This is a genomic window from Mameliella sp. MMSF_3455 (genome assembly GCF_030733205.1).
In the GTDB taxonomy this organism is placed as follows: domain Bacteria; phylum Pseudomonadota; class Alphaproteobacteria; order Rhodobacterales; family Rhodobacteraceae; genus Antarctobacter.
The window spans coordinates 155,583-167,554 of the sequence record NZ_JASHJL010000007.1; the positions used below are offsets into that span (position 1 = coordinate 155,583).

Here is an 11,972-nt window from a genome sequence, read left to right on the forward strand (position 1 = left end):
TGTCAGAGCCTGTCCCGTCGGAAACCTGCCACAAGTTGCCCTGAAAGCGAAGCGCGCTTGCCCCGGGCGCCGGTCTTGATACTGTGCCGCCAAACAGAGCAAACGAGGAATTCGATGCGGTTTTCGGCAATTATCGGAGCGCTGATGCTGGCAGGCGCGGCGCAGGCGCAGGACGTGCCCTGTGGCGGAAGCTTTGGCGCCTTCGTCGACGGTCTGGCGCAAGAGGCTGTCACGCAGGGACATGATCCCGCCACGGTTCGGCAGTTTTTTGCCAGCGCGCAGCAAAGCAGCGCCGTGCTGAGGGCCGATCGCCGGCAGGGGATCTTTCAGGATCCTTTCATCACCTTCTCGCGCAAGCTGATAAGCCAGTACCGGCTGGACAAGGGACGCCAGATGGCGGACCGCTACGACTCCGTCTTCGACCGGATCGAACGCGAGTACGGCCTTTCCCGCGGTGTCCTGCTGGCCTTCTGGGCCTTCGAGACCGATTTCGGGGCCTTCCAGGGGGATTTCAACACGCTCAACGCGCTGGTGACGCTGGCGCATGACTGCCGCCGCCCCGAGATCTTCCGGCCGCAGATATTCGCGGCTCTCAAGCTGTACGAGAACGGCGATTTCGACCCGCGCACCACAACTGGCGCCTGGGCCGGTGAGATCGGCATGGTTCAGATGCTCCCAAAGGACATCCTGATCAACGGCGTCGATGGTGACGGCGATGGCCATGTGACGCCCAAGACCTCGGCCCCCGACGCCCTGATGTCCGGCGCCAAGATGCTGTCGCACCTCGGGTGGCGCCCGAACGAGCCCTGGTTGCAGGAGGTCGAACTGCCCTCCGACCTGGACTGGTACGACACCGGCATGCACACCACCAAGACGGTGGCGGAATGGGAACAACTGGGTGTGCGCGGCAAGCACGGGGCGCTGGACGATGGTCGGCTGGAGGCATCCATCATCATCCCGCAGGGGCGCAAAGGGCCGGCCTTCATCGCCTATCCGAACTTCAGTGTCTATTTCGAATGGAACCAGAGCTTTACCTATGTTCTGACCGCCGCCTACTTTGGTACCCGGCTGGAGGGCGCGCCGGTCTATGACGCGGGCAACCCCGAGCCCGGACTTTCCGGTGACCAGATGAAGCGCCTGCAGTCCAAGCTGGCCGCGCGCGGCTACGACGTGGGAGAAATCGACGGTATCCTCGGTGCGGGCACCCGCGGCGCGGTTCGCGATGTTCAGCGCGAACTGGGCTTGCCGGCGGATGCCTGGCCGACGCCTGCGCTGCTGAACCGGCTGTAATCGGGGCAAACCGTGTCCAGGTGATGTTTCGGCCCATCCGGGCCGAAACCGTGCGGCGGACAGGGCGCTGCGTTACCCGATGATCTCGAAACGGTTCACGTCCACCATGCCCCGGTCGGTGATCTTGAGCGCCGGGATCACCGGCAATGCCAGGAAGGCAAGTTGCAGGAAGGGTTCTTCCAGCGCCACGCCCAGCGACTTCGCCGCCGCCCTCAGGTCGACCAGCCGGGCGCGGACTTCCTCGAAGGGCTCTAGGCTCATCAGGCCGGCCACGGGCAGCGCCAGCTCGGCCCGGACCTCGCCATCTCGGGCCACCACGAAACCGCCTTCGATCTCGGACAGCCGATTGGCGGCCACGGCCATATCGGCATAGTCCACGCCGACGCAGGCGATATTGTGGTGGTCGTGGCAGACGGTCGAGGCAATCGCCCCGGCCTTCAGGCCAAAACCCTTCACAAACCCCGTGGCGATATTCCCGTTCTTGCCGTGCCGCTCCACCACCGCGATGCGCACCAGGTCGCGGGTGACGTCCGGCGCCTTGTCACCGTCCACGATGGCAATGTCCTCGTGCAGGTGGTCGGTCAGGATCTGGCCCTCGCGGATGCCGATGACATCCGTTTCGACACGGTTGGCCCGTGCCCGGAAATTTTCGGGTGAAACCTGCGGCGCCTTGACCGAAGCGCGCCCCACAGGCGCCACCGTCTCGCGTGCGGAAAACGCCGCCTCCGAAAGCATGACGCCGCCCGCCAGCACCATCTGCGCGTCGCAGGCGTCCAGCGAGCCGACGGCGACGATATCCGCCCGTTTGCCTGGGGCGATCATGCCGCGATCTTTCAGGCCAAAGGCCTCGGCGGCCGAAAGGCTGGCCGCGCGGTAAACCGACAATGGCGAGCACCCCAGCCGGATCAACTCTCGGATCATGTAATCAAGGTGCCCGTGTTCGCCGATGTCCAACGGGTTTCGGTCGTCGGTGCAGAGGCACATGTAAGGCGCCGTTCGTTCATTCAGCAGCGGTTGCAGCGCATTCAGGTCCTTGGAGACAGAGCCTTCGCGGATCAGCACCCGCATCCCTTTGCGCAGCTTTTCCAGGGCCTCTTCCGCGCTGGTCGCTTCGTGTTCGGTCCGGATGCCCGCCGCGACATAGGCGTTCAGGTCCTTGCCGGACAACAGGGGGCAATGCCCGTCCACATGGCCGCCCTCGAACAGGCGCAGCTTGTCCATGCAGGCGGGATCACGGTGGATCACGCCGGGAAAATTCATGAACTCCGCCAGACCCAGGCCCGACGCGTGCCCCATCAGCCCGGCAATCTCCGCGGCGGTCAGTTCGGCTCCCGCGGTTTCCATATGGGTCGAGGGCACGCAGGACGACAGCTGGACCTTAATGTCGATCAACGTATGGCGGCTGGCCTGCTGGAAATAGCGCACGCCGGCCTCGCCGATCACGTTGGCGATTTCATGCGGGTCGCAGATCGCCGTCGTTACCCCGCGCGGCCCCACGCACCGGTCGAACTCGAAAGGTGTGACCAGCGAGGACTCGATATGCAGATGGGTGTCGATGAACCCCGGCACCAAGATCAGCCCAGTGACGTCGATCACCTCGCGGCCTTCGTAGCGGTCCAGGGTGCCGACGATTGTGTCGCCGGAGATGGCGACGTCGCCGTCGAGCAACTCTCCGGTCATCAGGTCGAACACCCGCCCACCGCGCAGCACCTTGTCCGCCGGTTCATCCCCGCGCCCCTGCGCGATGCGTCGTTCCAGATCCGCCATGACTCTGCCTTTCGAAAACTGCTTCGTGCCGGATGATGGCACAGCGCCCGGTCCCCTGCGAGGGCTTACGCCGCCGCAACCAAGCCGACCCATCCGCCGGTTGCAATGGACCCCAAGGCACGATCTACTTGCGCGCAAAACCAACCAGGGAGACTTCCATGAAAAAGACCCTCACTTCCGCACTTGCGCTGAGTCTTGTTGCGGGAACCGCGATGGCCGATTGCGGCACCGTCACCTTTTCGGACGTGGGCTGGACCGACATCACTGCCACCACCGCCGCCACCACGCTGGTGCTGGACGCGCTGGGCTATGAGACGGATATCAAGGTGCTGTCCGTTCCGGTGACCTATACCTCGATGGCCGAGGGCGACATCGACATTTTCCTTGGCAACTGGATGCCGACGATGGAGGCCGATATTGCCCCTTACCGCGAGGCAGGCACGGTCGAGACCGTCCGCGACAACCTGCAGGGGGCAAAATACACCCTGGCCACCAATGCCGCCGGCGCCGCGCTGGGGATCGCGGATTTCGCCGATATCGCCGACCATGCGGATGCGCTGGACGAAACGATCTATGGCATCGAACCGGGCAACGACGGCAACCGCCTGATCATGGACATGATCGACGCGGATGCTTTCGGCCTCAGCGAATTCGAGGTCAAGGAAAGCTCGGAACAGGGGATGCTGGCGCAGGTCGGGCGCGCGGTCAGCCGCGATGAGCCCGTGGTATTCCTGGCCTGGGAACCGCACCCGATGAACGCCAACTACGACCTGACCTACCTGACCGGCGGCGACGATTATTTCGGTCCGAACCTGGGCGGCGCGACGGTCTATACCAACACCCGTGTCGGTTACGTCGATGAATGCCCCAACGTCGGCGCTTTGCTCAAGAACCTCGAGTTCAGCCTGGCGATGGAAAACGAGATCATGGCCCTGATCCTCGACGAGGGTGAAGACCCCGAGGATGCCGCCAGGACCTGGCTGTCGGCCAACACCGGCGTTCTGGACGGTTGGCTGGACGGCGTGACCGCGATCGACGGTGGCGACGCCAAGGCCGCGGTCATGGACGCGCTGAAGTGATCCGGGCGGGGGCGCCCAGGCGCCCCCGTTCAACGTCGCCTGGACTAACTCTCGTCCTGTTGCGGCATCAGGGCATTGTCCATGTCCTGCGCCCGGACCGCCGCCTCGCGTCGCATGATCCGTGCGACATAGGGGCCAAAGTTGGTTCGGTCGGGCAAGCTGCCGAACTCGCGCCCCCAGGCGATCTGCGAACCCAGGTAGACATCCACCGCCGAGAACGTATCGCCCAGCAGGTAAGTCCGCCCGTCCGACAGCAGCCCATCCAGCGTATCCGTCACCGCCTCGAGGTTGCCCCAGCCGGCGCGGCCAAAGGACTGTTCATCCTGCGTGTCAAAGCCGAAAGAGGCCGCGGTCACTGCCGCCTCGACCGGCCCCGCGGCAAAGAACAGCCAACGATAGTAAGCGCCCCGCGCGATCGCCCCCGGCTCTGGCGCCAACCCGGCCTCGGGAAAGGCATCCGCCAGATAGGCGCAGATCGCCGCGCATTCCGTGATGATGGTCTTGCCATGCACCAGGGTCGGTACCTTGCCCATCGGGTTCAACGCCCTGTAGGTGGGGGCTTTCATCTCCGGACCGTACTGCAGGACCTCCGTCCGGTAGGGAACGCCGGTTTCTTCCAGCATCCAGCGGGCGATGCGCCCCCGCGACATGGGGTTGGTGTAAAGGGTGATGTCACTCATGATCTCTCTCCGAGGTCCATGTTCTCAGGCTCGCACGTCGGGCGCCCGTCACCAAGCGTCAATCGCTAAACCCGCTTCACATCTGACCGAACAGCCCCCATGCTTGGCCCGGGAACGGAAAGGGATGACATTTGGACTGGCTGACCGAGCACAAGCTCCCCGTAGGTGATGCCGCGGAGGCGGTCTTCGACTGGTTGCAGGAACACGGAGGATGGTTTTTCGACGGCATGGCCGTGGCGATGGAGGCGCTGATCGACGCGATCCTGTGGCTTCTGCAGACGCCGCACGAGATGCTGGTCGTGCTGCTGTTCGCCGCCGCCACCGCCGCGTTGCACCGCAGTTGGCAGGTGCCGCTAATGGTCTTGCTTGGCTTTCTCTTCATTCTCAACCAGGGGTACTGGGAAGAAACGACCGAAAGCCTGACTCTGGTGCTCTCGGCCTGCGTGGTCTGCATGGGGGTGGGCGTGCCCATCGGCATCTTTGCCGCCCACAATCCCGGCCTCTATCGGTTCCTCCGTCCGGTTCTCGACCTGATGCAGACGCTGCCCACCTTCGTCTACCTGATCCCGGCCATCGTCTTTTTCGGGATCGGCATGGTGCCGGGCCTGATCGCAACCGTGATCTTTGTCGTGCCCGCGCCCATACGCCTGACGCATCTCGGCATATCCTCGACACCCAAGTCGCTTTTGGAGGCTGCGGATGCCTTCGGCGCCACGCCCGGACAGAAGCTGTGGAAGGTCGAGCTGCCAAGCGCGCTGCCGCAGATCATGGCCGGGCTGAACCAGACCATCATGCTGTCGCTGTCGATGGTTGTGATCGCGGCGCTGGTGGGCGCCGACGGGCTGGGCGTGCCGGTTGTGCGCGCGCTGAACCGGGTCGACACGGGTCTCGGGTTCGAAGCGGGGCTGATCATCGTCGTCGTCGCCATCATGCTTGATCGTGCGCTGCGGGTGGGTGGCAAATGACCGCTGTTTCCTTTGATAACGTCTCAATCATCTTCGGCGACCACCCCAAGCGGGCCCTGCCTCTGGCCGATGAAGGCAAGGACCGGGCAGAGATCCAGTCCGAAACCGGGCAGGTCCTCGGGGCGCACAACTGCTCGCTCGACGTGGAGGAAGGCGAAATCGTCGTTCTCATGGGGCTGTCGGGGTCGGGCAAGTCGACGCTGTTGCGCGCGGTCAACGGGTTGAACAAGGTCAGCCGGGGCGCGGTGCGGGTGACCTGCGGGGACGAGGTGACGGATGTCACCAATTGTTCCAAGAGCGCCCTGCGTCGTGTCCGGCAGGGGCATGTCGCGATGGTCTTTCAGCAGTTCGGCCTGCTCCCCTGGCGCACGGTGGCCGAAAACGTGGGTTTCGGCCTCGAACTGGCGGGGCAGGGGGCCGCGGATCGCGCCCGGACCGTCGAGCGCCAGCTGGCGCTTGTGGGCCTGGCGGACTGGGGGGATCGCAAGGTGGGCGAACTGTCGGGCGGGATGCAGCAACGCGTCGGCCTTGCCCGCGCCTTTGCCACCGATGCGCCGATCCTTCTGATGGACGAGCCGTTTTCCGCCCTGGATCCGCTGATCCGCAGCCGTCTTCAGGACGAACTGCTGGACCTGCAGAGCGAGCTGAAACGTACCATCCTGTTTGTCAGCCATGACCTCGACGAGGCCTTCAAGATCGGCAATCGCATCGCCATCATGGAAGGTGGCCGCATCGTTCAGACCGGCACCCCGCGCGAGATTTTCTCGAACCCCGCATCGGATTACGTCGCCGACTTCGTCGCCAACATGAACCCGCTGGGCGTGCTGACCGCGCGCGACGTGATGGAAGCCGGCGCCGGGTCCATCGAGGTCGCGGCGGAAACGCCGATCCGCGACCTGATGCCAAGGCTGAAGGACGGTCCGTTGACCGTGACCGAAGCGGGGGAAGCGCTGGGGCGTGTGACCGCCGACAGCGTGATCGCCCGGCTCTGCTCGGGGACCTAGACGATCAGCCCCTTGATCGCGCGGGCGTGGTCCGGCCCGGCGTCCACCGTGTCGGCGGTCAGCGCGCGCGCCTCGTCCAGCAGGTCGCCCTCGACCAGCCGGTCGACAAGGCCCCAGGTTTGCGCCTCTTCGACGGGGATCTTCTGGCCTGCCATCAGGATCATCTTGGCCCGGGACGGCCCCACCAGTGCCACCAGGCGGCTGGGGTCCGACGGCTGGGGAAGAAAGCCCAGCTTCATCACCGGGTAAAAGATCTTGGCGCCGGGGACGGAAATCCGCAGATCACAGGCCAGTGCCATGCCCATCGCCCCGCCTGCAACGGTGCCGTTCAAGGCGCAGATCGTCAGGCCTGGGTGCCGGGCGATTGCCCCCGACAGCCGCTCCCACAGGGGCGAGACCGCCAGCCCGGACTTGGCCGCCTCCAGGTCTGCACCGGCAGAAAAGACCTTTCCCGCGCCGGTCAGCACCAGCGCCCGCGCGCCCGTCTGCGCATCCTCGGCGATGTCGCACAGCTCTTCGAGCATCCAGGCGGTCAGAGAATTGGCCTTTTCCGGCCGGTCGATGGTGGCGATCCACAGCCCGCCGTCGCGATCCAGCCGGATCATGCCAGTCCCACGGCCTTGCGAATGCTCTCGTCCCGCAGGGAAACCTCGTCCCCCAGCCAGCCGTCCGCCGCGTCCGAACACATCCAGACCAGGGTTTTCGCAACCCACTCGGGCGGGATATGGGCCGACCAGTCAAGCTGGCTGACCGGGTTGATGCCGCTGGCCTTGATCTCGCGCTGCATCTGCGTGGCCACCGTCCCGGGCGAGAGCGAGATCGCCCGCATCCCCTGGTCGCGGTATTCCTTGTCCATCATCCGGGTCAGCATCAGCGCGCCGGCCTTGGATGAACAGTAGTGCGACCAGCCTTCGACCGGGCCATGTGCCGCGCCGGACCCGATGGTCAGCACCGTGCCGCCACCGGCTTCGAGCATGACGGGCAGCGCCGCGCGCATGCCATGGAACACCCCCTTGAGATTGATGTCGATGACTTCGCCCCAGGCCTCGGGATCGGCATCGGCCATGCGTGCCACGGGTTCGATCACCCCGGCGTTGTTCACCAGGATGTCCAGCCCCCCATGCGCCTGCAGGCACTTGGACACCGCCTGTTCGACCTCCCAGTAGCGGGCAATGTCGCAGGGGATCGCCACCGCCTGTTCGCCGATCTCGCCGGCCAGGTCCGCGATTGCCTCGGCAGTGCGCGCCACCAGCGCCACCCGTGCCCCCGCCGCGGCGAATGCCCGCGCCGCCTCGGCCCCGATCCCGCGGCTTGCGCCCGTGATCAGCACCGTCTTTCCGTTCAGATCGCTGCTCATGCCCGGTCTCCTGCTAAAATAGGTGAATTGCGCCACAAAAAGGCGTCTCGCAACTGTCGTAATCGCTCAATAGTATGGAATCCAGTCCCTTGACCGGCCCTCGGAAGGCCTTGACACTGCATACATTCGTTTGCCCCGACAGAGAGGAGAGATTATGAAACGCTACGCAACAGCCTCGGCGCTGGCCATTGTTGCTATGGCCGGACAGGCTTGGGCCGATGTCACGCCCCAGCAGGTCTGGGACGACTTCGAAGCCTACATGTCCAACTTCGGCTACCAGATCACCGCGACCGAGACGATGGAAGGTTCGTCGCTGGTGATCTCGGACATGACGATGGTCGTGACCATCCCCGAAGAGGATGGCCTTGTCCGCGTGACCATGCCGCCGATGACCTTTGCCGAAGCCGGCGAAGGCAGCGTCGCGATCACCTACCCCGAGGTGGGCGAGGTCATGGTCTATTTTGTCGAAGACGGTGACGAGGTTGTCGGCGAAGTCGCGCTGGAAATGACCCACACCGACCTCGAGATGCTGGTCTCGGGCAACCCTGGTGATCTGACCTACACCTACTCGGGCGAGCGTGTCGCGCTGGAACTGACCCGTGTCTTCAACCACGAGGACAACGAGGAATACGGCCGCGACATCATCAGCGCAACGATGAGCATGGGGCCGCTGTCGGGCACCTCGCACATCATGTTGGACGATGTGATGCGCAGCATCGAACAGGATATGACGATGGGCGACTTGGCCATCGACGTCAGTTTCGACGAACCCGATGGAGACGAGGCCTTTGCGTTCTCGATGAACCTTGCCGGTCTCAGCAGCACGGGCACCACCCGCCTGCCGCTGGATCTGGACGTCGACGACCCGACTTCGATGTTCAAGAACGGCGGCATGGTCGACGCGGTGCTCAAGCACAACGGCGGCAAGACCGAGTTCAGCCTCGACGAAGGCGACGGCCCGACCACCGGCATGTTCAGCTCTTCCGGTGGCCAGTTCGGCGTGGCCGTGTCGGAAACCGACCTGTCCTACAGCCTCTCGGCTTTGGATCAGACCGTTGCAATGGCCGGCCCGGAACTGCCGCTGCCGATCAACGCAGCCCTGGGCGAGGCCGGTTTCTCTCTGGTGATGCCGCTTTCTCCGTCCGAAGAGCCCCGCCCGGCGTCGCTGTCGCTGACCCTTGGCGAGTTCACGATGGACGACATGCTGTGGAACATCTTTGACCCGGGCCAGGTGCTGCCCCGCGATCCGGCCACCGTTGCCTTCAGCCTGGACGCGATGGTCACGCCCTTCGTCAGCCTGCTGGACCCCGAGTCGATGGAAAAGCTGGGCATGACCGGCGGTATGCCGGGTGAGCTGAACTCGCTGACGCTCAACACCCTCGTGGTCGATGCGGTGGGCGCGATGGTCAAGGGCTCGGGCGCCTTCACCTTCGACAACACCGACCTGCAGACATTCGGCGGCGTTCCGCGTCCCGAGGGCAAGCTGGACGTGTCGATCGCGGGTGCGAACGGCCTTGTCGACAGCCTGATCTCGATGGGCTTGCTGCCCGAAGAGGACGCGATGGGCTTCCGCATGATGATGTCGATGTTCACCGTGCCCGGCACCGACCCCGACACCGCGACGTCGACCATCGAGGTCAACGCCGAGGGTCACGTTCTGGCCAACGGCCAACGTATCCAGTAAGAGGCCTGTTCGGGGCCAGCAAAAGGGCGGGGATATCCCCGCCCTTTTTCGTTCCTTTGATGTGGCTCAGGCCCGCAAAGCCGGCAGGCCCACGCCCGTGGAATCGAACCCACCGTCCACCGACACGATCTGACCACTGACGTAGGACGCTTTCTCCGAGGCCAGAAAGACGATCACCTCGGCCAGCTCGCGTTCGCTGCCGTAGCGGTTCAGCGGAATCGAGTCGTGGTAGGCTTGGATGATCTCGGGGCTGTGCACGGCGATCGACAGCTTGGTCTTGACCGGCCCCGGTGCGACACAGTTGACCCGGATGCCGAATTCGCCCAGCTCGGCGGCGTGCTGCTTGGTCAGGTGGACGACCGCCGCCTTCGAGGTGCCATAGGCCACCCGCAGCGTCGAGGCGCGCAACCCGCTGATCGAGGCGATGTTGACGATGGCCCCATGCGTGTCCTTGAGGTAAGGCGTGACTGCCTGCGAACAGAGGAAGACGCCGTCCAGGTTGGTTTCCATCACCCGTCGCCACATCGCGAAATCGCAGTCTTCGATGGGGCCGAATTCGGCAACGCCCGCGTTGTTGATCAGCGCGTCGATGCGGCCGGCCCAGCCATGCGCCTCGCGCACCATCGCGGCCACGTCCTGCGGGTTCGACACGTCCCGTACCAGCGGCAGCACGTTTTCGCGCGTGGCGGTCTGCTTCAGCAACTCGTCCCCGTCGCGATCCAGCATCGCCACCTGCCAGCCGTTCTCCAGGAACAGGTCCGCCGTGGCCAGGCCGATACCGCGCGCGGCGCCGGTGACGATTGCGCATTTCTTGTCCATTGATGTCCTCCCGATCTTCTGCCGGGCACTCTAGGCAGGCCGCAGATCGGGGGGAAGCCCCGTCAGACGCGTGTCATGCCCGCATGAGGTCAGGCAGGTCGCCGGTCAACCCGGCCGCCTCGCGGATGAAACCGCGTCGCAAGTTGGGGGCGGCATTGATCGCCGCCATGCCGATGTCGCGCGCGGCCCGCAGAAGCGGGTTGTCATTTGAAAACAACCGGTTGAACAGGTCGGTGGAGGCGGCGAGCGTCGCCGTGTCGAACCGCCGCCACTGCGTGTAGCGGTCCAGCACGCCCGGCGCCGCGATGTCCTCTCCGCGCCGCGCTGCATGTGTGATCACATGTGCCAGCACGGCGACGTCGCGCAGTCCCGCGTTCAGCCCCTGGCCCGCGATCGGATGCATCCGGTGCGCTGCATCCCCCACCAGCGCCACCCGGTCCGCCACGAAGGCCCGGGCCAGCGACAGGGTCAGCGGATAGGTGAATCGCGCGCCGGCCAGGGAGATCTCGCCCAGGAAGTCGCCGAAGCGCGGGCGCAGCACTTCAAGGTACTCTGCGTCCGGCAAGGCGTTGATGGCCTTGGCCCGCGCGTCGGTTTCGCTCCAGACGATGCTGGAACGGTTGCCGGTCAGCGGCAGGATGGCCAGCGGTCCGGCGGGCAGGAACAATTGATGCGCCACGCCGTGATGCGGTTCCTCATGCGCGATGGCGCAGACGAGCGCTGTCTGACCATAGGTCCAGCCCATCCGCCGGATGCCTGCCCGGCGCGCGACACCGCTTTTCTGCCCGTCCGCGCCCACGATCAGCCGCCCGCGCAGCACGGTCCCATCCGCCAGAGTGACCGCCGCGCCCTCGGGCGTGACCTCCTGCGCGGTGACAAGGCTTTCGGCGCGATGCTCGATCAGGTCCGATGCCGACAGCGCGACCAACAGGGCGCGGCGCAGGTAGCGGTCCTCGACCATGTAGCCCATCGGGCCGTCCTCGATCTCGGCACTGTCGAAATGCAGGCCCAGGAAGACGCCTGCATCGCCCACGCGTCCGTCCGAAACCTTGATCTTGTTCATCGGCTGGGCGTGATCGGCCAGCGCTCCCCAGATCCCCAGCCGGTCCAGCATCCGCTGCGACGACCTTGCCAGCGCGTAGGAACGGCCATCGAAATCCTCCGCCGCCCTCGTGTCGAGGGGCAGCGCATCCACCACGCAACTGCTCAACCCGGCCTGCGCCGCGGCCAAGGCAAGGGCGGGGCCGTTCAGTCCGCCGCCGACGATGATCAGGTCATGTTCCATGAGCCGCAATATGAACTTGCGCGCGGGATTGTCCATGCGCCC

The 11,972-nt window shown here is 65.2% G+C and carries 11 protein-coding genes; 5 read left to right on the forward strand and 6 right to left on the reverse strand.

The window, feature by feature from the left end:
• Positions 1 to 114 precede the first annotated feature (114 nt).
• Positions 115 to 1,290 carry a lytic murein transglycosylase gene (locus RBB42_RS07310; protein WP_305969160.1) on the forward strand — a complete coding sequence of 392 codons (1,176 nt, stop codon included), beginning with the start codon at positions 115 to 117 and terminating at the stop codon, positions 1,288 to 1,290.
• 72 nt (positions 1,291 to 1,362) lie between these two features.
• On the opposite strand, the gene ade is transcribed toward RBB42_RS07310, so the two are convergent.
• Entirely contained in the window at positions 1,363 to 3,057 is a 1,695-nt protein-coding gene (gene ade, locus RBB42_RS07315) for an adenine deaminase (RefSeq protein ID WP_305969159.1), read from the reverse strand.
• A 158-nt stretch (positions 3,058 to 3,215) separates the two neighbouring features.
• Between ade and choX the strand changes: the two genes are divergently transcribed.
• Positions 3,216 to 4,136 carry a choline ABC transporter substrate-binding protein gene (gene choX, locus RBB42_RS07320; RefSeq protein ID WP_305969158.1) on the forward strand — a complete coding sequence of 307 codons (921 nt, stop codon included), beginning with the start codon at positions 3,216 to 3,218 and terminating at the stop codon, positions 4,134 to 4,136.
• Between the two features lie 44 nt (positions 4,137 to 4,180).
• On the opposite strand, the gene RBB42_RS07325 is transcribed toward choX, so the two are convergent.
• Positions 4,181 to 4,816: a glutathione S-transferase family protein gene (locus RBB42_RS07325; protein WP_305969157.1), complete on the reverse strand. Its 636-nt coding sequence runs from the start codon at positions 4,814 to 4,816 to the stop codon at positions 4,181 to 4,183.
• Positions 4,817 to 4,947: 131 nt separating this feature from the next.
• On the opposite strand from RBB42_RS07325, the gene choW reads away from it, so the two are divergent.
• Complete coding sequence (gene choW / locus RBB42_RS07330; RefSeq protein WP_305969156.1) at positions 4,948 to 5,781, forward strand: choline ABC transporter permease subunit; 834 nt, start codon at positions 4,948 to 4,950, stop codon at positions 5,779 to 5,781.
• The gene (gene choV / locus RBB42_RS07335) at positions 5,778 to 6,785 is read left to right on the forward strand and encodes a choline ABC transporter ATP-binding protein (RefSeq protein ID WP_306043625.1); all 1,008 of its coding nucleotides are present in this window, start codon (positions 5,778 to 5,780) and stop codon (positions 6,783 to 6,785) included. The genes choW and choV overlap by 4 nt, the downstream gene beginning before the upstream one ends.
• Here the strand turns inward: choV and RBB42_RS07340 are convergent.
• Both RBB42_RS07340 and RBB42_RS07345 read right to left on the reverse strand, forming a co-directional pair.
• Positions 6,782 to 7,390, reverse strand: coding sequence for an enoyl-CoA hydratase/isomerase family protein (locus RBB42_RS07340; RefSeq protein ID WP_305969154.1), 609 nt, complete (start codon positions 7,388 to 7,390; stop codon positions 6,782 to 6,784). The genes choV and RBB42_RS07340 overlap by 4 nt on opposite strands.
• The gene (locus RBB42_RS07345; RefSeq protein ID WP_305969153.1) at positions 7,387 to 8,142 is read right to left on the reverse strand and encodes an SDR family oxidoreductase; all 756 of its coding nucleotides are present in this window, start codon (positions 8,140 to 8,142) and stop codon (positions 7,387 to 7,389) included. The genes RBB42_RS07340 and RBB42_RS07345 overlap by 4 nt, the downstream gene beginning before the upstream one ends.
• A gap of 154 nt (positions 8,143 to 8,296) precedes the next feature.
• On the opposite strand from RBB42_RS07345, the gene RBB42_RS07350 reads away from it, so the two are divergent.
• The gene (locus tag RBB42_RS07350; protein WP_305969152.1) at positions 8,297 to 9,826 is read left to right on the forward strand and encodes a hypothetical protein; all 1,530 of its coding nucleotides are present in this window, start codon (positions 8,297 to 8,299) and stop codon (positions 9,824 to 9,826) included.
• A 66-nt stretch (positions 9,827 to 9,892) separates the two neighbouring features.
• On the opposite strand, the gene RBB42_RS07355 is transcribed toward RBB42_RS07350, so the two are convergent.
• Positions 9,893 to 10,645, reverse strand: coding sequence for an SDR family NAD(P)-dependent oxidoreductase (locus RBB42_RS07355; protein ID WP_305969151.1), 753 nt, complete (start codon positions 10,643 to 10,645; stop codon positions 9,893 to 9,895).
• 73 nt (positions 10,646 to 10,718) lie between these two features.
• Positions 10,719 to 11,966 carry a UbiH/UbiF/VisC/COQ6 family ubiquinone biosynthesis hydroxylase gene (locus RBB42_RS07360; RefSeq protein WP_305969150.1) on the reverse strand — a complete coding sequence of 416 codons (1,248 nt, stop codon included), beginning with the start codon at positions 11,964 to 11,966 and terminating at the stop codon, positions 10,719 to 10,721.
• Positions 11,967 to 11,972 lie beyond the last annotated feature (6 nt).

What these genes read in the sequence shown, in the direction of transcription:
- RBB42_RS07360 (WP_305969150.1), bottom strand. Translation starts at nt 11,966, where the DNA reads ATGGACAATCCCGCGCGCAAGTTCATATTGCGGCTCATGGAACATGAC.
- choX (WP_305969158.1), top strand. Translation starts at nt 3,216, where the DNA reads ATGAAAAAGACCCTCACTTCCGCACTTGCGCTGAGTCTTGTTGCGGGA.
- RBB42_RS07340 (WP_305969154.1), bottom strand. Translation starts at nt 7,390, where the DNA reads ATGATCCGGCTGGATCGCGACGGCGGGCTGTGGATCGCCACCATCGAC.
- RBB42_RS07345 (WP_305969153.1), bottom strand. Translation starts at nt 8,142, where the DNA reads ATGAGCAGCGATCTGAACGGAAAGACGGTGCTGATCACGGGCGCAAGC.
- RBB42_RS07310 (WP_305969160.1), top strand. Translation starts at nt 115, where the DNA reads ATGCGGTTTTCGGCAATTATCGGAGCGCTGATGCTGGCAGGCGCGGCG.
- RBB42_RS07355 (WP_305969151.1), bottom strand. Translation starts at nt 10,645, where the DNA reads ATGGACAAGAAATGCGCAATCGTCACCGGCGCCGCGCGCGGTATCGGC.
- choV (WP_306043625.1), top strand. Translation starts at nt 5,778, where the DNA reads ATGACCGCTGTTTCCTTTGATAACGTCTCAATCATCTTCGGCGACCAC.
- ade (WP_305969159.1), bottom strand. Translation starts at nt 3,057, where the DNA reads ATGGCGGATCTGGAACGACGCATCGCGCAGGGGCGCGGGGATGAACCG.
- RBB42_RS07325 (WP_305969157.1), bottom strand. Translation starts at nt 4,816, where the DNA reads ATGAGTGACATCACCCTTTACACCAACCCCATGTCGCGGGGGCGCATC.
- RBB42_RS07350 (WP_305969152.1), top strand. Translation starts at nt 8,297, where the DNA reads ATGAAACGCTACGCAACAGCCTCGGCGCTGGCCATTGTTGCTATGGCC.